The 19,737-nt window shown below is 38.6% G+C and carries 19 protein-coding genes; 7 read left to right on the top strand and 12 right to left on the bottom strand.

Annotation, left to right across the window (positions count from 1 at the left end; genetic code table 11):
• The first annotated feature begins 132 nt into the window (after positions 1-132).
• Together G9371_RS12550 and G9371_RS12545 are read left to right on the top strand one after the other, a co-directional pair.
• Entirely contained in the window at positions 133-621 is a 489-nt protein-coding gene (locus tag G9371_RS12550; RefSeq protein WP_001284535.1) for a hypothetical protein, read from the top strand.
• Between the two features lie 235 nt (positions 622-856).
• On the top strand, positions 857-1,702 hold the full coding sequence (locus G9371_RS12545) for a metal-dependent hydrolase (protein ID WP_000844949.1): 846 nt from the start codon (positions 857-859) through the stop codon (positions 1,700-1,702).
• A 51-nt stretch (positions 1,703-1,753) separates the two neighbouring features.
• Here the strand turns inward: G9371_RS12545 and G9371_RS12540 are convergent, their stop codons facing one another.
• The 4 genes from G9371_RS12540 to G9371_RS12525 all read right to left on the bottom strand — a co-directional run bounded on the left by G9371_RS12540 (position 1,754) and on the right by G9371_RS12525 (position 6,125).
• Positions 1,754-2,848, bottom strand: coding sequence for a YheT family hydrolase (locus G9371_RS12540; RefSeq protein ID WP_000513051.1), 1,095 nt, complete (start codon positions 2,846-2,848; stop codon positions 1,754-1,756).
• Between the two features lie 19 nt (positions 2,849-2,867).
• Positions 2,868-3,584, bottom strand: coding sequence for an SGNH/GDSL hydrolase family protein (locus G9371_RS12535; protein WP_000266294.1), 717 nt, complete (start codon positions 3,582-3,584; stop codon positions 2,868-2,870).
• 38 nt (positions 3,585-3,622) lie between these two features.
• The gene (locus tag G9371_RS12530) at positions 3,623-4,030 is read right to left on the bottom strand and encodes a nuclear transport factor 2 family protein (protein ID WP_000171430.1); all 408 of its coding nucleotides are present in this window, start codon (positions 4,028-4,030) and stop codon (positions 3,623-3,625) included.
• A gap of 70 nt (positions 4,031-4,100) precedes the next feature.
• The gene (locus G9371_RS12525; protein WP_020753201.1) at positions 4,101-6,125 is read right to left on the bottom strand and encodes an NADPH-dependent 2,4-dienoyl-CoA reductase; all 2,025 of its coding nucleotides are present in this window, start codon (positions 6,123-6,125) and stop codon (positions 4,101-4,103) included.
• A 135-nt stretch (positions 6,126-6,260) separates the two neighbouring features.
• Between G9371_RS12525 and G9371_RS12520 the strand changes: the two genes are divergently transcribed.
• Positions 6,261-6,821: a PadR family transcriptional regulator gene (locus G9371_RS12520; protein ID WP_000056571.1), complete on the top strand. Its 561-nt coding sequence runs from the start codon at positions 6,261-6,263 to the stop codon at positions 6,819-6,821.
• A gap of 2 nt (positions 6,822-6,823) precedes the next feature.
• Positions 6,824-7,741, top strand: a complete 918-nt coding sequence (locus tag G9371_RS12515; protein ID WP_001147225.1) for an alpha/beta fold hydrolase — start codon at positions 6,824-6,826, stop codon at positions 7,739-7,741.
• A 47-nt stretch (positions 7,742-7,788) separates the two neighbouring features.
• On the opposite strand, the gene G9371_RS12510 is transcribed toward G9371_RS12515, so the two are convergent.
• The 6 genes from G9371_RS12510 to argC all read right to left on the bottom strand — a co-directional run bounded on the left by G9371_RS12510 (position 7,789) and on the right by argC (position 14,232).
• A complete protein-coding gene (locus tag G9371_RS12510; protein WP_029424760.1) occupies positions 7,789-8,841 on the bottom strand; it encodes a 3-deoxy-7-phosphoheptulonate synthase in 1,053 nt (350 codons plus the stop codon).
• A 426-nt stretch (positions 8,842-9,267) separates the two neighbouring features.
• On the bottom strand, positions 9,268-9,630 hold the full coding sequence (locus G9371_RS12505) for a YnfA family protein (RefSeq protein ID WP_029424759.1): 363 nt from the start codon (positions 9,628-9,630) through the stop codon (positions 9,268-9,270).
• A 3-nt stretch (positions 9,631-9,633) separates the two neighbouring features.
• A complete protein-coding gene (gene clpA, locus G9371_RS12500; protein WP_000952702.1) occupies positions 9,634-11,910 on the bottom strand; it encodes an ATP-dependent Clp protease ATP-binding subunit ClpA in 2,277 nt (758 codons plus the stop codon).
• A gap of 9 nt (positions 11,911-11,919) precedes the next feature.
• Positions 11,920-12,333, bottom strand: coding sequence for an ATP-dependent Clp protease adapter ClpS (gene clpS, locus G9371_RS12495; RefSeq protein ID WP_001260033.1), 414 nt, complete (start codon positions 12,331-12,333; stop codon positions 11,920-11,922).
• Between the two features lie 9 nt (positions 12,334-12,342).
• Positions 12,343-13,101, bottom strand: coding sequence for a DUF6776 family protein (locus G9371_RS12490; protein WP_086221465.1), 759 nt, complete (start codon positions 13,099-13,101; stop codon positions 12,343-12,345).
• A gap of 75 nt (positions 13,102-13,176) precedes the next feature.
• Positions 13,177-14,232 carry an N-acetyl-gamma-glutamyl-phosphate reductase gene (argC, locus tag G9371_RS12485; RefSeq protein ID WP_000558171.1) on the bottom strand — a complete coding sequence of 352 codons (1,056 nt, stop codon included), beginning with the start codon at positions 14,230-14,232 and terminating at the stop codon, positions 13,177-13,179.
• Between the two features lie 182 nt (positions 14,233-14,414).
• Here argC and G9371_RS12480 point away from each other — a divergent pair, with 182 nt between their 5' ends.
• The gene (locus G9371_RS12480; protein ID WP_029424757.1) at positions 14,415-15,935 is read left to right on the top strand and encodes a hypothetical protein; all 1,521 of its coding nucleotides are present in this window, start codon (positions 14,415-14,417) and stop codon (positions 15,933-15,935) included.
• Here the strand turns inward: G9371_RS12480 and G9371_RS12475 are convergent.
• A complete protein-coding gene (locus G9371_RS12475; RefSeq protein ID WP_000110126.1) occupies positions 15,932-16,612 on the bottom strand; it encodes a SprT family zinc-dependent metalloprotease in 681 nt (226 codons plus the stop codon). The genes G9371_RS12480 and G9371_RS12475 overlap by 4 nt on opposite strands.
• Entirely contained in the window at positions 16,612-17,283 is a 672-nt protein-coding gene (gene rpiA, locus G9371_RS12470) for a ribose-5-phosphate isomerase RpiA (protein ID WP_000061059.1), read from the bottom strand. Before rpiA ends, G9371_RS12475 begins: the two co-directional genes overlap by 1 nt.
• A 101-nt stretch (positions 17,284-17,384) precedes the next feature.
• Here rpiA and ilvA point away from each other — a divergent pair, with 101 nt between their 5' ends.
• On the top strand, positions 17,385-18,932 hold the full coding sequence (ilvA, locus tag G9371_RS12465) for a threonine ammonia-lyase, biosynthetic (protein WP_001983729.1): 1,548 nt from the start codon (positions 17,385-17,387) through the stop codon (positions 18,930-18,932).
• Positions 18,933-19,076: 144 nt separating this feature from the next.
• The gene (locus G9371_RS12460; protein ID WP_029424756.1) at positions 19,077-19,727 is read left to right on the top strand and encodes a potassium channel family protein; all 651 of its coding nucleotides are present in this window, start codon (positions 19,077-19,079) and stop codon (positions 19,725-19,727) included.
• The last annotated feature ends 10 nt before the right edge of the window (positions 19,728-19,737 follow it).

The raw sequence follows: 19,737 nt of genomic DNA, 5'->3' as shown, positions 1-19,737 counted from the left end.
AATTCAAAGAACAATAAACAACTGGTTATTCTATCAGCATTTTTAATAAAAAATTAGCTCAATCTGACATGATTTTTTCATAGCTATTTACTGTTATAATGCCAATTCCTCAATTAAATGTTGTTTAGGGCAATGGCAAATAAAAAACTTTTAATCTGTGCTGCAATTGCGGCTGGACTATTGTTAACCGCATGCGTTAAAAAAGAGACACCGAAAGAAGAAGAGCAAGACAAGGTTGAAACTGCTGTTTCAGAACCTCAACCACAGAAGCCTGCAAAATTTGAATCTTTAGAGAGTGTAGATACTCAAGAAGCTCAAGTTCAAGAGCAACCACAAGTTGAAGTTCATCGTGAAGAAACTGCTAACACGACAACTGAAATTCGCCGTGAAACTCGTCCTGCGCGTTCTGATGAATCTTCACAGACACAAGTTGCTGAACAACCTAAATCTGAGACACCAAAAGTAGAACCTAAACCAGAAAAAAAACCTGAGCCTAAAGCTGAACCTAAACCGGAAAAAGCTCAGTCAAAACCAGCTGCTAAGGCAACTGAGCCTGCGAACACAGAAGATGATGCCGTTGCTGCTGCTATTGCTGCTGCAACACCAGCACTTAAGAACTAAGCTTCTGTTCAAGAATGCCCAAATTATTTTTTTAATTTGGGCATTTATATAAATAGTCATAATATAAATAAATTTAATTTTATTACTTTTTGTCTTTAAAGCTCTCCTGTCTATCATTTTAGGACAATCTATTTTCAATCATTCGAAATTTATTGACTCCAATCTGGTCTGCTTATAATTTTTATTAACAAGTTCCTTTTTGGAACTTAATCTAAAAGAAGATTGGAGCAAGAAAATGAAAACAGCTTTAAACCGTACACCAGCCTCTTTTCCTGTCCGCCGCATGGACTACAATTTTGAAGATACTCCGCGCTATTGGTGCAATCATGAGCCTTCTCTCACCCACTATTTCACGGGTCTTTCGACTTTATTTCCTGAAGGTGAATCATACTTTGTTAGATCTGTCCGTGCTTTACGAGCTAAAGCTAAAGAGAATGAAATTCTAGATAGAGAAATAGGTGCATTTATTGGTCAAGAAGCAATGCATTCTAAAGAACATCATGCTTTCCATGTCAGTGCACAACAATATGGTTTAAATCCAGAATCACTAGAGAAAGCTACAGGTATTGTTCTTAAAGCTATTGAGAAAGTTTTTAGTAAAAAATGGAATTTATTGGTAACTGTTGGATTAGAACACTATACAGCTGTTCTGGTAGTCAGCATGATGCAATCAGTAAATGAGCTTATGACCGACAACACTATTCGCAACCTATGGTTATGGCACAGTGTAGAAGAAACCGAGCATAAAGCTGTTGCATTCGATTTATATCAACATCTATATGGCAACGGATTAGATGCATATATTCCACGTGTTGGCATTTTTACATTCAGTTTAGTTTTGATTACAGCCTTTTCAACTATTTACCATATTGTTCTAATGAAACGAGATAAGCAACTGACCAATTTCAAAACTTGGCGCAACTTTTTTAAGTTTGCGAGCAAACAATATAAAGTGTTGATTCCTAAATTTCTTGAATACTACCGTTTTGATTTTCACCCCAACCAGACAGATGAAAAAGCTTTAGTTGCCGCCACAAAAGTAAAACTTGGAATAAGTGATAGATCACCCCTCTTATCTTAAGGTATAAAAATAAAGCCCAAGATCTGGGCTTTATTTTTATTCAAAGATTATCTATTTATTATGTTCAATTAAAAAATAATCAGCCATGAGACGTGCTGCCCACGATGTACTACGCCATCCCTCATAAAATGCACAATGACTTCCTTTTTTCGTTGTCACCACAGCAACATTGCTCATCTGCTGAATTGGCTCTTTATATGGCTCTAAATTTTTAATAGAACACACAGGGTCATCTTCAGCATTCAAAATCATTAAAGGAATTTTAATATTTTCGAACACATAAATTGGGTTAATAGATTTACAGTAAGTTTCATAATCTTCAAAACCCGCCATCTCGAAGTATTCTTTTTCAAATTCTTCTAAATTGGTTGCTGATAAAACTTTCTCTAAAGATGCAATCTGACTCCATGTATTTTGGTACGGATAAATAAAATACTTGAAGAGCTTCTTAGTCATCATTTTACTGTAAAAAGGATGGACATTTTTAAAACCAATTTCCGTGTTATAGCCCGGACACATCGCAAAAGCAGCTTTAAAAGGTGTATCTTCGCCTTGTTCACCCAGATAACGAACTAGCAACCCCGTACCCGCCGAAGAACCTACCGCATATAGATCCGATGCCGGAAATAAACTTTGAATATGGTTAAGTTGTTCTTTTAAATCACTCGTAGAGCCAAAAAGAGAAATTTGCGGCACAGGCATTGGCAAACCTGCGTGACCACGACGCAGGCATAATGCAATTCGCCAGCCTGTGTATCGATTTAAATCGCGTACCAATTCACGCATACTCTCAGGTGTACCTGTAATGGTATGCATAATTACAACTGTTGGTGTATCTGGCGGTAAGTTATAGCCATACCAAGCAATTGCGGTAATACCACCATCACTCATAGTGAGTTGATCAATTCGATCATATGCCAACTTTATGGTCTGTTTTCTAATAAGGTCAAAATAAAGTAAGTGAACATGACTATTTGTGAGCCAAGGCGTAGGACGATATTTCTGTTTAAGTTGTGGCAATTTATCCAAAATATCTTTTATTTTTCCTTGAGGATGATAATAGACTTTTGGATGCTCAGCGCCCAACACTAAATCGAACAGCTCCGAACCGAAATCTTTAATTTTATTAAAAACAGATATGCCCATATCCAATAACTACCTATGACTATGAGTTAAATGATTGCCGCACTAAGGCTGCAACCTGCCGTCCCCAAACTGCGTAAACTTCTTTACTTGGATGAAAACCGTCGCTTGCCATAGGCAAGTTCATGGCTTGAAAAGTTTCAATATCATATTCAAGAAACTTAAAATGGCTTTGTGGTGCTAACCATTGTTGTAATTTTTGATTCATTTGCACTGCATATTGCCCAAACAACCAAGCTAGTGGATTCGGTAAAGCCGGGAAATGTTGCATTGGAGGCACACCGGAAACGATAATCAACTTTGGCTGAAAACGTTTCTGTATATGCTCAAATAATTGCTTCTGTTGTTTAATCCATGATTTAGCAGAGGTCAACTTTGTGACATCATTTACACCAATAGATGTCACAATCACATCATACTTCTGCTCTTCTAAATGTTGCAAAGCATTAAAAACTTGTTGAGTTGTATCACCAGTTTTAGCATGAAGTTTCCACTGTAGGGAAAATTCATTTTGCAGTTCTTGAATAATAGCACCAGACAAGGCATCTTTCTGATTTTCTACACCAACACCTGCTGCGGCAGAATCCCCCAAAATAAGCAGAGATAAAGGTTTACCTTGACCAGCTCTACCTTCTCGTTCACCTTTAGCTTCTGCTAAACGTGGTGTGTTCTTTCGAACTTTATGACCTTGTATGAATAATACTGGTAATAAAAACAATGTTGAAAGTTTTAACCACATTTTTATATACCTCAATAATCTTAGGCTATTTAACGAGATTATTGAGGTTTAAATTGAGCTATTCGTATGCCCATTTGCTCAGCTAATGCAGCTAAACCGCTCATTGGACGAATCATTACTTCAAAATCAACAATTTTACCCTGCTCATTAAAACGAATCATATCAATACCTTTTAATGATTTATCTCCTACATTCGCACTAAACTCTAGCACTACATTTTCACCATCTTCCGTGTAAAATTCTCGATGATAGGTAAAATTCTGAAATACCTGAATTACATTGGTGAGGATAAAGAAAACAACCTGTCTTCCCTCATAAGGTTTATAAGCAACCGGTGAACGGAAAACGACTTCATCTGCAAGCAAATCATTTAAGTTCGATAAGTCATTTGATTGAATCATGTGATGCCATTTTTCTAATGACTGTTTAGTTATTTCGAGTGTCATTTTTATTTTTCCTTCAAATAGGTTTTAGTGATGAGCATTCTCTTACCCAAGACAATGCTCATTTAAGCCATTAAAGAACCGCTGCTAGTTCAGCACCTTGTCGAATAGCACGTTTAGCATCCAACTCACCTGCTTCTTTAGCACCACCAATCAAATGAACATTCTTACCATCTGCTTTTAATTGGTCATACATCGCAGTAAATGATTCTTGACCCGCGCAAATCACAACATTATCAACCTCAAGCACTGTTGGTTTGCCATCAACAGTAATATGAAGCCCTTGATCATCTACTTTGTCGTATTGCACACCTGCTAACATTTTAACGTTTCTGTTCTTAAGCCCGGTACGGTGAATCCAACCAGTGGTTTTACCCAGCCCCGCGCCTACTGAGGAAGCTTTACGCTGCAACAAATAGATTTCTCGTTCAGAAGCTTCAACTTTTGGCTGCTTTAAACCACCAACATGTTCATAGTGAGTATCAATACCCCACTCTTCATAAAATTTTTCTGGATTTAAACTGCCACTTTCACCTTCATGGGTTAGGTACTCAGCCGTATCAAAACCAATACCACCAGCACCAATAATGGCAACACGCTGACCTACTGGTACACGCTCTTTAAGCACTTGTAAGTAGCTCAACACTTTTGGATGATCAATACCTTCAAATTGTAATTGACGAGGTGTTACACCAGTTGCTACTACGATTTCATCAAAGTCTGATTGGCTTAGCTCTTCATAAGTGGCTGGATGGTTTAATACAAGTTCAATGTTCGGGCGTAATTCAATTTGACGATTGAAATAACGCAATGTTTCGTAGAACTCTTCTTTACCTGGCACAGTTTTAGCGATATTAAACTGGCCACCAATTTGATGACTTGCTTCAAAGATTTTAACTTGATGTCCACGATCTGCCGCATATACAGCAAAACTTAAACCTGCTGGTCCTGCACCTATGACAGCAATATTTTTCTGATTTTGTGCTTCTTTAAAGATTAGTTCTGTTTCATAACATGCTCGAGGATTAACCAAACATGTTGCAATTTTCATAGAGAAAATGTGGTCGAGACAAGCTTGGTTACAGCCAATACACGTATTAATTTCATCGCTACGGCCTTCACTTGCTTTTAAAACAAAATCAGGATCTGCAAGCATTGGACGTGCCATTGAAACCATATCCGCATGACCCGAAGCTAATACATGTTCAGCCATTTCTGGTGTATTAATACGGTTTGAGGTAATTAATGGAACTGAAACTTCGCCTTTTAATTTTTCAGTGACCCAAGTAAATGCAGCTCTTGGTACTTTGGTGGCAATTGTTGGAATACGAGCTTCATGCCAGCCAATACCCGTATTAATGATCGTAGCCCCAGCTTTTTCAATCGCTTTCGCAAGTTGAATAACTTCTTCTAAAGTAGAACCACCTTCAACCAGATCAAGCATCGATAATCGGTAAATAATAATAAAGTTTTCACCCACTATTTCACGTGTACGTTTTACAATCTCAACAGGAAAACGAATACGGTTTTCATAGCTACCACCCCATTCATCATCACGATGGTTTGTTCTGGCTGCAATAAACTCATTAATTAAATAACCTTCTGAACCCATAATCTCAACGCCGTCATATCCAGCGTATTGAGCAAGCTTCGCACAGTTTGCAAAATCATCAATCGTTTGTTGAACCTCAGCAGAAGTCATTGCCTTAGGCTTAATGGGATTAATAGGTGCCTGAATTGCCGAAGGCGCAACAATCTCTGGCTGATAAGAATATCGGCCCGTATGTAATATTTGTAATGCAATCTTCCCGCCAGCAGCATGTACAGCTTCGGTAATGACTTTATGCTTTTCGGCTTCTTCTGTGCTATCTAACTTAGAAGCATGAGCAAAGGTTAAACCTGCCTGATTAGGTGCAATACCGCCAGTAACAATGAGCCCAACATCACCTTTAGCACGTTCTGCATAAAAAGCTGCCATACGCTCATAACCACCAGGCGCTTCTTCTAGACCAACATGCATAGACCCCATCAATACGCGATTTTTTAATGTCGTAAAACCTAAATCTAATGGTTTTAATAAATGTGGATATAACGACATAACAACTCCTTGGCTTGCTAATCTGCTTGCTTAATGCAACTTGTTGCACAAATTTATAATCAAATTTTGACTTTTATGCAACATGTTGCATAATCTAATGAGTCACACTTTACTTTTGCTTACAAACGGATTGCCATGTCACTTCCTCATGTTTTATTGACCAGTTTACTAGAACGGCCAAGCACGGGCTTTGAACTCGCCCGCCGTTTTGACCGATCTATGGGCTTTTTCTGGAATGCCACACATCAGCAAATTTATCGTGAACTCAATAACATGCTTAAAAAAGGCTGGGTTTCCACTTTAGAAAATGAGATGGATAGTGGCCGAAAAAAAACTTATCAAGTCGAACAGCTTGGCCGTATTGAACTCGCTTCATGGATGACGCAGCAAAGCGAACCGGCACAGCTTAGAGATGACCTAATGGTAAGATTGCGCGCTGAGGCGCAATTGGGCAATAATCAAATATTACCCGAACTGTTACGACATCTTGGTCTACATCAAGAAAAGCTTAAGCTTTACCAAACTATTTACGATAAAGATTTTAAAGATAGCGATGATTTGAATAATCGAGTGTTATATATTCATAAAATGATCTTAGAACTCGGCATTACTATGGAAACTGAGTGGATCAAATGGTTAGAACAAGTCATCCCGCAATTAAAACTCTTTGCTCAAGATAATGTATCTGGAGAATAATCATGCCTTATTACACCATGCCCGATCAGGAAAGTTTATTTGTACGCCGTGTTGGTCGTGGTGAACCGGTATTAGTTTTATCCGGTTTAGGTATGCAAAGTTGGCAATGGCTACCTTTTATCTATGCAAATCGTAAAGAATACGAGTTTATTATTCCCGACTGGCGGGGCTTTGGCGGTTCAAAAAATTGTGCAATTCCCGAGCAAGATGCCATATCAAGCCACTGGCAAGATGTTGCTCACTTAATTGAGCAATTAAAGTTAGATAAATTTATTTTAATGGGCTACTCAATGGGAGCCACCACTGCAATGCATGGCATGAAACATGCTCATCTCGCTCAGCAGTTAAAGGCCTATTTACATATCGATCAAACGCCTAAAATTTCAGTAGATGCTACATGGCAATATGGGTTATTTGGGCCATTACATGCCCAATTTAAACAATTACTCAATGATATTTATCAGTTATTATCAACCCACAAAAATGCTAAATATCTTTATGAATTATCACTTCCGGACCGTCAAAAGTTGGTGCGTTTGTGGGTAGATTTTATTGAATTGCAAAGTAGTAATCCATTTAGCCCTTTTGTTTTTAAAACTGCGTTAAAACAACCATTTTTACAAAAATATCTTCTTCCGATTCAGCGTTTAGACTACTTATTTTGGTATGTCGAAAATTATCTTTTCCACAATGAAGATTATCGTGAAGCACTTCAGCAATTACAGTGCCCAACAACTTTCTTTATTGGACGCAATTCGACACTCTATCCAGAAACGGGCCAAACCCTGATCGCACATAGTGTCGAACATGCAAAAACAATTTATTTTGAACGTTCAGGCCACACGCCATTATTAACCGAGCCAAAAAAATTCGGGCATGAAATCACTACTTTTTTATCCGAACTTAAACATGCTTCTTAAAAAAAAAGGATCTGCTAAAACAGATCCCTTTTTAAATGTTTACATCATTAAGCCGAATGAGCTAATTCACTGGCTTTTAATTGTTTAGCAACATTTAACAAAAGCTGTTCAGTTTTATCCCACCCTAAACAACCATCCGTTACCGATTGACCATAAGTCATTTCACATGAAATCTTCTGGTTACCATCAACTAAATGGCTTTCAATCATGACACCCTTTACCTGAGTTTTTAGACGTTCAGCAACGATTTGCTGCAAAACTTCTGGCTGACGTAAAGGATCTTTACCACTGTTGCCATGACTACAGTCAATAACTAAGGCAGGTAGGTTTTTGTGCTTTTCTCTAATTGCCTGAATTGAAGCCAAATCATAATTAGGGCCGTGATTGGCTCCACGTAAAATCAAGTGTGGCAATGGATTTCCAGAACTCTGAATCACTGAAGGCAAACCTTGCTGATTCATACCTAAAAATTGATGCTCATTTTGTGCAGACTGAATAGCATCTAAAGCAATTTGAATTGAGCCATCCGTACCATTCTTGAAGCCAATACTGTATGGCATATGACTTGAGATTTCACGGTGAATCTGGGACTCACTAGTACGAGCTCCAATTGCACCCCAAGCCAATAAATCATCAAAATAGCCTGTTGCCATTGGGCTTAAAATTTCGCTCGCAATCGGCAAGCCTTTTTCAATAATTTGTAAATATAGCTCACGCGATTTTTCTAAACCTAATTGTAGATTAGATGAACCATCAAGGTTTGGGTCATACATAAACCCTTTCCAACCTACTGTTGTACGCGGCTTTTCAATATAAGCACGCATCACAATGAAGATTTGATCTTTTACTTTTTCTTGTAATTTTTGCAATCTATCTGCGTATTCAAGTACAGCAATTGGGTCATGAATTGAACATGGTCCTGTAATAACCATTAAGCGCTGATCTTTGCCAGCAAGAATATTTTGAATAATTTGACGATGTTCTGCAATTTGTCGTGCGAAGGTCTGCACAAGCGGGTATTTAGCTTTTAACTGAACAGGTAAACTAACTGGTGTTTCTTTTGTATTGCTTTGAGTTAGTAAAGTATTTAAGGCATTCATTGGTCTTTTCCTTTGGACTGAAACCTAATCAGTCCGATCATTTATTTGAGCGTTTTGGATCTATTCGTTGGCAAAGGTAGGCAAAAGTAAAACCAATAAAAGTTGCTAAAGTATGAATAAGTCATGTTGTTCATTTTGAAGTCCTCGATTTGAAAAAGATAAAGCATAAAAAAACCTGATCGGGGTTGCCGATCAGGTATTAACTGTGATGGGCAACTCTCGTGCCCGAATACGCTCAGGCAACTATCTAAATTGCCAGAAATAAAAGTAAGCGTTAGAATTCACAGATTGATTTAACATCTTTATCTCAAATATTAAAAAATGTTCCTTAAATCTAAAATACGCATTGTTGATGACTTTGACAAGTATTTTTTGCGAAAAAATTGCTTATTTTTTCACTTAAAATTTAAATAATCACTCTCAGAATTAACGGATTAATCCTTGTGGCTGTAAAATAATTAAACCTGCTCCGCAAAGCACGATTATGCCACCCAAGATATCCCATCTGGTTAAAGCGACTTGATCTACAAAACGAAGCCACATAAGCGCAGTAAAAATATAAATACCGCCATAGGCTGCATAAATCCGTCCAGAAGCTGCCGGATGTAATGTCAGCAACCAGACAAACACGGCCAAACTCAGAGCTGTAGGTAACCATAGCCACGCAGACTTCCCTTCTTTTAAAATAAGATAAGGAAAGTAACAACCCAAAATCTCAGCGATTGCAGTAATAATAAATAACCCGAACACACTAAATATTCGGGTTATAGAAAGACTATCAATTAACATAAATTAAGCTGGTTCTGCCGTATGGTGATCTTCAAACACTTCAAGTTTTAGACCCACTGCTTTACCATCTTCTTTCTTCACTGATACCGCCACATTACCGCCATGATCTGCAAGTTCACCAAATAGTATCATTTCAGCTAATGGTTTCTTCAAGTGTTCTTGAATGAGTCGTTGCATTGGTCGAGCACCCATTAAACGATCATAACCATTTGTCGCTAACCAGTCGCGTGCACTTTGATCGACATCTAAAACTACGCGTTTTTCATCTAGCTGCGCTTGCAATTCTGTCAAGAACTTATCAACTACAGATTCAATCACTGTGGTTGGTAAAGCTTTGAATTGAATAACACCATCTAGACGGTTACGGAATTCAGGTGAGAATGCACGTTTCATGGCTTCTTGGTTGTCCGAACTATGGTCTTGCTCTGTAAATCCAATGCTTGCACGAGAAATACTTTCTGCACCAATGTTCGTCGTCAACACAATAATGACATTTCTAAAGTCTGACTTACGACCATTATTGTCTGTTAATGCACCATGATCCATGATTTGCAACAACAGGTTAAACACATCAGGATGTGCTTTCTCAATTTCATCGAGCAATAAAACACAATGCGGATTTTTATGAATCGCATCTGTGAGCAAACCACCTTGGTCATAACCCACATAGCCTGGAGGAGCACCAATTAAGCGAGAAACAGCATGACGCTCCATATACTCAGACATATCGAAACGAACAAGCTCTACACCTAAAAGTTTTGCTAATTGCTTCGTAACCTCAGTTTTACCTACACCCGTTGGACCAGCAAACACAAAGCTACCAACAGGTTTATCCGGTGATTTCAAACCAGCACGTGACAACTTGATTGCAGAAGCTAGTGCAGTAATTGCTTCATCTTGACCAAATACAACACGTTTTAGGTCACGCTCAAGATTTTCAAGTACAGATTTATCATCTTTAGATACAGTTTTAGGCGGAATACGCGCAATCTTAGAAACGATATCTTCGATGTTCTCTACAGTAATTAAACTGTCTTCACTTTCTGCTTTTAGACGGCGCTGTGCACCTGCTTCATCAATGACATCAATCGCTTTATCTGGCAAGAAACGATCATTAATAAATTTCGCAGAAAGCTCAACCGCAGAAACCAAAGCTTTGTCGTCATACTGTACATGGTGGAAATCTTCAAACTTCGTTTTCAAGCCACGTAAAATATCAATAGTTTCAGAAATGCTCGGTTCATTTACATCAATTTTTTGGAAACGACGAGATAACGCATGATCCTTTTCAAATACCTGACGATATTCTTGGAACGTGGTTGATCCAATGCAGCGTAAAGTACCATTTGCTAAAGCTGGTTTAATAAGATTCGATGCATCCATTGTGCTGCCCATACTAGAGCCTGCACCAATGATCATATGAATTTCATCAATGAATAAAATCGCATTCGGATTTTTCTTCAAAGCATTTAACAATTGTTTTAAACGTTTTTCAAAGTCACCACGATATTTTGTACCCGCAACCAATGCACCAATATCAAGGCTGTAAATTTCTGCATGGCTTAGCGGTTTTGGTGCTTTACCATTTACAATGAGCCAAGCAAGGCCTTCTGCAATTGAAGTTTTACCTACACCTGGGTCGCCTACTAACAATGGATTGTTTTTACGACGACGGCAAAGAATTTGTGCTGTACGCTCAATTTCTTTCTCACGACCAATGAGTGGATCAGTTTTACCTTTTTGCGCTTCAACATTCAAATTGAGCGTATAAAGTTCTAATGGTCCGGCATTGCCTGAATTGCTTTCACCCTCAATGTCTTCAACTTCTTCTTCAACCTGAACTTCGTCTTTACGTGTCCCATGAGACAAGTATTGAGTTAAAGTCAATCGATTAATTTGATGACGTTTAAGCAGATAAACAGCAAAAGAATCACGCTCTGAATACATTGCGACTAAAACATCCGCACCTTCAACAGTACGGTCACCACCACTCGATTGAACGTGGAAAATTGCACGTTGCAAAATGCGGTCGAAACTTTCTGTTGGATGTGGAGCTTGCTCGCTATTTTCGCCAAGCTTAGGAGTATGTTGTTCTACATATTCTTCTAATTCTTTACGTAAAGAAACAATATCAGCTCCGCATGCTTTTAATGCATTCACAGCCGAATCGTTATCGAGTAAGGCTAATAGTAAATGTTCAACTGTAAGAAACTCATGTCTCTTTTGACGAGCCATGCTAACAGCCAAACGTAATGATACTTCTAATTGACGACTGAGCATGTGACCCCCTTATGCTTTAGGCTCAATCTGGCAAAGTAATGGATGACCTTGCGATCGAGCGTAATTATTAACAAGGTTTGCCTTGGTTTCCGCGATGTCTCTTGGATATACCCCGGCAGTACCTTTACCTTCATAGTGTACTGTTAGCATTACTTGAGTTGCTTGGTCAAGATTCATTGCAAAGTATTGTTGTAAAATTTCAATTACAAAGTCCATTGGCGTGTAATCGTCATTCAATAATACCACTGCATATAAGGGAGGACGCTTGAGTTCGGGAGGTGCTGTTTGCACAACAACCTCTCCGTCATGATCTTCGTTTTGCGAATCACTTAAGCGTGGATTGAAGTGCCAATCGACATAGCCAGACTGCTGAAAAGAAGCCTTAATATCTTTTAAATTTGTTTGACGCTTATTTGTTCGCATATGATGTTACTATTGTGAATTTGCTTCAGCTTGAGGAATTTCTGCAACAAAAGCAGAAGGTGTTTCGACAGGTTTACCACGCTGCCAACTAAAACGCTTAATAACCGGTGTATCAGAACTGCCTGTTAGACGCACTTCAATAAATTGAGGTGTGAAGCCCTTAGGCATCGTCCACCGGCCAGTCAAACGCTCAAAATCAGTGAAGTTAAAGTTCTTATCTTCAAGTGGTACCACTAAAACTTCTGTATCCTTAATCAGTCTTATTTCAACTGAACCTGCAGCACGGCGTTTACTCGGGCTAACTTGCACCAGATCAAGCTGATATTCATAAGCATTTTCCGGTAACGGTTTAATCGCCAAATTCTGAATTGTTAAGCTTAAACCACCACGTTGTCTTAAAATTTCACGGTAGATGTTACTCATACCTTCTTGCTGCATTTTATCAGCATTGGCTTGATTAAGTGCTTCAAACAAATCATTGGCATTTGTAACAGCAACATCACGCTCTTGTACAGCCGCATTCAAACTTTTGTTAACTGCATCTAATGCTGTTTTTTGCTTTTGCACTACCTCAACCAATTGCTCTGCATCTGCATCGTAACCAACAACAGTTAAACCTTGACGGTGCCCAATTGTATAGCCGAGCGCAAAACAACCACTCATTAAAATAGCGGCACCAATAAATAATGGTTTATTGGTGTTTAAAAATTTTTTCTTTCGCAACGAACTTTCTACAGAAGTCGTCTGTTCCGAGTTTTGCATCGTCATCTCAGTGTTTAAGATCAGAGTCAAGACACACATTTAAATCGAAATTTAAATGTGTGTGAAGCAAAAAAGAGTTTTTTATGGTAATAAACCAATCCCTTGTAAGCCTTCATCTTCATTAAAGCCAAACATAAGGTTCATATTTTGTACAGCCTGGCCAGATGCACCTTTTACAAGGTTATCTTGAGCCGCCAAAATAATGAGTTTATTTGGTTGTGGTTTATACAAAGCAATACGTAATTCATTTGCTCCACGCACGCTGCGAGTTTCAGGTGAACTATTTGCAGGCATGACATCTACAAATTTTTCATTTGCATAGAAGTCTTCATACAAAGCTTGTAAGTCTGTTTGTTTACCCGCTTCTGTCAAGTCCACATAAATTGTACTTAACATACCGCGAATCATCGGTACTAGGTGCGGAACAAATAAAAGCCCCTCAAAAACATCTTTCTTAGCTGCAATATTTTCCAAAGCCTCTACAATCTCTGGATGGTGGCGATGGCCTGCAACACCATAAGCTTTAAAGTTATCCGCATTTTCACTGTAAATCATGCCCAAACTTGCTTTACGACCAGCACCAGAAACACCGGATTTTGCATCAATAATAATATTCTTTGTTTCAATCAATGCTTGTGCCGATTTTAAAAGTGGAGCCAAGCCCAGTTGAACAGTTGTTGGGTAACAACCTGGATTACCAATGACTTGAGCTTGCTTAATTTTTTCACGATTTAACTCGGTTAAACCATAAACAGAATCTTTTAGTACATCTGGGCAAGCATGCTCCATACCATACCACTTTTCAAATTGCTCAAGATTCTGTAAACGAAAGTCAGCAGCTAAATCAATAACTTTGGTGCCTGCTGCAATCAAATCTTTCGCATGTTGCATCGCAACACCATGAGGAGTTGCAAAAAATACAACATCACACTCTTTTAATGCATCAATGTTTAAATCTGAAAATTGAAGATCTGTATGCCCACGTAAGTTTGGGAACATATCAGCAACTGGTTTGCCCGCTTCTGTACGTGAAGTCAGAACTCGAACCTGCGCTTTTGGATGTCGTAATAAAATACGTAATAGTTCAACGCCTGTATAACCAGTTCCACCAACAATTCCGACAGAAATCACGTGCATTACCTCAAATTTTGAATCTATACTTGCGGTAGTATGACAGGATGTCTAGGCTTACAAAACCATTTCATGCTTGGTAATTTTAATTTTTTTATTTTAAACGATAATTACATAGCACTTGCCGGCCTGTCAGTACCAAACAAATATCAGTAAATAAATACCAAATTTATTTTTGGAGAGCTAGGATGCTTGATCAATCAAAAGAAATAAAAGTGTGCACTTATCTCGGCCTCACGACTTTAATTTTAAGTGTAGCCCTTGTTGGGTGTGGTGGTGGTAGCAGTAGCGGAGGTTCATCTAACACGCCTAAACCATCTGAACCCTCTCCTGAAGTCATGACGGATATTACGCTTAAAACCCCTGTCGAAATGCGCAATGTTCAACTCAAGGTATATGATAATACCGACAATAGTATTTTGATTGATACCCAAGTTGCCAGTTTAACGAGTTACGATATTAAACTTCCAAGCACAAAACTAAATCGTCTTTATCGTGTTGAAGTCACGACCCAAGGCTCATCTCAAGTATTTGATCCAACCAAATCTGAATATCAAAATATTTCTGGTGTTTATCACGCTTTTATTACCCCAAGCTCGATAAGCAATAAAACACAATTGATCAGCCCAAGTTCAGAAGCAATTTATCAACGCGCTGTGATTCGTTCAGGTCAGTTGCCTAATGAGACAATTATCCCAACCCGTATTGAACAATTACATGTTGACTTAGCCTCTCAAGATGTCTACAGATCTCTTCTTAATGCGTTTAAAGATACCAATATTCCAAGTTTAAGTCCGGCAAGTACGCTTACAATTTTAAATTTATTGAAATACTCAACCACAAAGCCAAGTACTTATGTGGATAGTTATCTAAGCTTTGGTTATCTTCAATATTGGTCAAGCATCCATAATACGAATTCACCTTATCAAGATCTTACCCAAAGTCTCGCTACAGATTTAAAAGATGGATATTTAGACGGCAAAAAACTTATTGGGGACAAAACATCTTTTACCCCTATCTTCACCTCAGCCCCTGATAATATTGATCCAGCAAAAAATACACTTTTAGATATCGCAGCTAATCAAAAGGTAATACGTGATTATTTTGCCACCAATCTAAGAGCAGCCACCTTTAAACTAGCAGATTTGCAAGATCAATCCCATCTAGACCCAATAGGTTATGATCTACTGAACAAGAAACAATATTCGGGGATTATACCTGCTGGTAATACGTCTGAATTTTTCCGTATAGATGGTGCGGGAGATTACCGACGTGCTGTTGGCTTTAGTGGCATTACAGCGACCTGCAATGGTTCGGCTTATCCGTGTAAACAAGGTTTAACTAGCATCAATATTTCTGACCCAAAACTACCAGCTACAGACTATTTAGTCGGCCATTATGAAGACAGTACAACAGGCTGCCAACTTAATTTCCGTGCTAATGGTCAAATTGACTTAATTAAAGGCTCTCAAAGCTATCGCTCTGCCTTAAGCGCAGATAGTACAGATAACTTACTGCAAACCGACGCTGCAAGTTATAGTTATTTACTTAACTCAAGTTCATCCGAACCTAACAATTCAACACAGCAATATAATTTTATACAGCTACATATTAAAGCGAACAAGATTGTTAGTGCTCAAGCAGGCCTTGATAGCCGCAAAGCACCAGATGTCTTACAAACAACACAATTAGAGTGTAGCTTTAGCTAAGTTGTAACATACCACCATGCAGGCAATGGATTACCTTTTAATTGTCTGCGATGCTGCATATAGTTAGGGTCGAACTTTGCAACTTCGGCCCAAAATGCAGGACTATGGTCGAAGTGTTTGGTGTGTGCTAATTCATGAATGCAAACATAACGGGTAATTTGAGCAGGCATAAGAACCAGACCTGCATGCAGCATAATATTATGTTGACTACTGCAACTTCCCCAACGAGTTTTAGGACGCCGGATTGCACACTCTGCATAACTCAGCCGAGTTTTTTGGCTAAGCTCTGACAAAAGTACTGGCAACTCTTGTTTTGCATAAGCAATAACAGCGTTTTGTAAAGCTTGATAGGGTTGTTGATCTTTAATAAATAAATAACTATTTTCCCAATCAAATTGAAAAATGCGATGTTGCTTCTGCACAACAATTTGAAAAGGCTGTTCTCTATTAAAAAAAGAAATTTCTGAAGGAATTTCAAACGAGGTAGATTGAACGTGGTGCTGTTTATTCCACGTCTCGATTAACCATTGTTCAGACTGAGCTAAAAACTGCTGAATTTGTTTCTTACTACAAAATAACGGCACAGTAAGTCGTATAGACGCAGGCTCAACACGTAAGCGCAATTTTCTTGCCCTTACGTGACGAACAATTTTAATTTCTGGCATTTCCACAGACATTACTGTGCAGTACGCTCTTCAATACCATCATTTGTTGCAACAATTGCAATCGTTGCTGGATTTAACGCAAAAATACCGTTAGTCACAACGCCCGGAATATTATTAATTGTCTTTTCCAAATCAATTGCATTTAAGATGTTCAAATTAAATACATCTAAAATAACGTTTCCGTTATCTGTTACCACACCTTCACGATAAACCGGATCACCCCCTAAGCTTACCAATTTACGAGCTACAGCAGAACGCGCCATTGGAATAACTTCTACTGGTAATGGGAAATCACGACCAAGTTGATCAACCCATTTCGAATCATCAACGATACATACAAACTTTTTAGCAATTGAGGCTACAATTTTTTCACGAGTTAATGCTGCGCCGCCGCCTTTAATCATATGCATATGACGATCAATCTCATCTGCACCATCAACATAAGCATCAAGGCTACCCACATGGTTCATATCAACCACTTCTATGCCTAATTTTTTAAGACGGTCTGCTGTTGCTTGAGAACTTGCCACTGCTGCTTCTAATTGTAGTTCAGGCAATAAATCAATCAGGAAGTTTACAGTACTTCCAGTTCCTACCCCCAAAATGCCACCTTTGGGTAAGTGTTTTAAAGCAGCTTTCGCAGCAGCTTGTTTCTTTTCATCTTGGGTTGCATATAGGCTCATTACATCACTCAACTATTTTTTGACATTTATGCGCCAATAAACGGCGCAAATGCACAAGGGTTTGCTACAATAATTTCCTATTTTAAACTGTTATAGGGAAGATGAACATGCTGTCTCGTGTGGTACGACAAATTTTACAAGCAACGGTTTATGATGTTGCAATTGAAACACCTCTCGAAGCAGCTCCACGAATTAGTCAAAAATTAAACAACACAATTCGTTTTAAGCGTGAAGATTTACAACCGGTTTTTTCTTTTAAATTACGCGGTGCCTATAACCGTATTAGCCAGTTACCGAAAGAACAACTTGAACGTGGCGTCATTTGCGCATCTGCCGGCAACCATGCGCAAGGTGTAGCATTGTCTGGTCAACGTTTAGGTATTCCTGCAATTATTGTTATGCCAAGTACTACCCCTGACATTAAAGTTCAGGCAGTGAAGCGTTTGGGTGGCCAAGTTGTATTGCATGGCGATAGTTTTGATATTGCAAACAAATACGCTCAGCAACGTGCCGAAGCTGAAGGATTAGTTTTTATTCCACCTTATGACGACGAGTTGGTTATTGCGGGCCAAGGCACAATTGCGAATGAAATTTTACGCCAATGGCGTGATGTAGAATATGTTTTTGTTGCTGTTGGTGGTGGTGGCTTAATTGCTGGTGTAGCAGCTTACTTAGGTGATGTTGCACCGCATGTCAAAGTCATCGGTGTTGAATATGAAGAGTCAGCTTGTTTAAAAGCAGCGCTAGAAGCCAATGAACGTGTAGTCCTACCCCACGTAGGCTTATTTGCTGATGGTACAGCAGTTGCTCAAATTGGTGCCTTACCTTTTGATATCGTTCGTCTACGCAAATCAGATAACTCTGGTCCAATTGTTGAACCAGACATTGTTACCGTAAATACAGATGAGATCTGTGCTGCAATTAAAGATACTTTTGATGAAAACCGCAGCATTGTTGAACCGTCAGGTGCGATGGCCCTAGCTGGTATCAAAAAATATGTTGCCGAGCATAAAATTAGCGGCAAAAACATGGTATCGATTGTTTGCGGCGCCAACATGAACTTTGACCGCTTACGTTACATTGCAGAGCGCACCGAATTGGGTGAACAACGTGAAGCAATTTATGCAGTTACTCTTTCTGAAGAAAAAGGCGCATTCTTAGGCTTCTGCCGTGCTCTACAGGGCCGTAACATTACCGAGTTTAACTACCGTGCAAATAACACAGAAGAAGCACAGGTTTTTGTGGGTATTAGCTTAAAAGGTGGTGACACTGAACGTCATGAAATTTTAGAACAACTTAAACAGCAAAATTATGTTGTAGATGATTTATCTGATGATGAAGTTGCTAAATTACACATTCGTTATTTGATTGGTGGTCATGCCAATCTGGATGACGAAAGATTGTTCCGTGTTGAGTTTCCGGAACGTCCAGGTGCCTTACTCACCTTCTTAACTCGTTTAGGTCCAACCCACAATATTACGCTATTCCATTATCGTAACCACGGCGCTGCTGAAGGTCGTGTACTAGTTGGCTTACAAGCAACAGATGCTAAACAAAACCCAGATGGTTTAATTGAAACTCTTGAGCAAATTAGCTATCCATATGCAGAAATTACTGACAATGTGGGCTATAAACGTTTCTTGAAGTAACCTTTCATTTTGATAAAAAAGCCGGCAAATATGTCGGCTTTTTTATCATTTAAGCTTATTATTTTTTATATTTACATTGCTTCTCTTTATCTCAAAGAAAATATCATTAAAAATAAAGCCCTAACTAAGTATAAAAGGACAACTATGGCACAGTTCGCGGTCATCGGCTTGGGAAGTTTTGGGGCAACTGTTGCTCAGGAGCTTACGAGATTAAACCATGATGTTATTGGTATTGATACAGTCAAAAAGAATGTTGAGAATCTTGCCGATGTTTTAACTCATGCTGTCATTGCTGATGCTACAGATGAACATGTATTGGATGAATTAAACATTCAAAATTGTGATGCAGTAGTTGTAGCAATTGGTGAAGATATTGAAGCCAGTATTTTATGTGTGCTGAATTTAAAAAATCTGGGCATTGATAAAATTTGGGTAAAAGCAAAAACCAAAGCACATCATACGATCTTATCTCATCTAAATATCAATAAAATCATTCATCCTGAAGAAGACATGGGGGTACGTGTTGCCCAAGCACTAAACTACCCAATGGTGAGCCGTTACATGTCTTTAGATGATGAGCACTATATTGTAAAAATTGATATTCCAGAGAAGTTAAACGGCATTAATTTGTACGGAATTATGCAGCAAGCCCCTCAAGTAAAAACGCTTCTTGTAAAAAGACAACAGCAGATTTTATTTGAAAACGAAGAGACTTTTACTTTACAAACGCATGATATTCTTATTTTAGAAGGTCATTTACAGCAGCTAAAAAAACTCTCAAATTGTTTCATATAAGAAAACGAAC

It is taken from the genome of Acinetobacter sp. EKM10A, assembly GCF_011075215.1.
Lineage (GTDB): Bacteria > Pseudomonadota > Gammaproteobacteria > Pseudomonadales > Moraxellaceae > Acinetobacter > Acinetobacter baumannii.
This window is presented reverse-complemented; position numbering and strand designations above follow the sequence as displayed.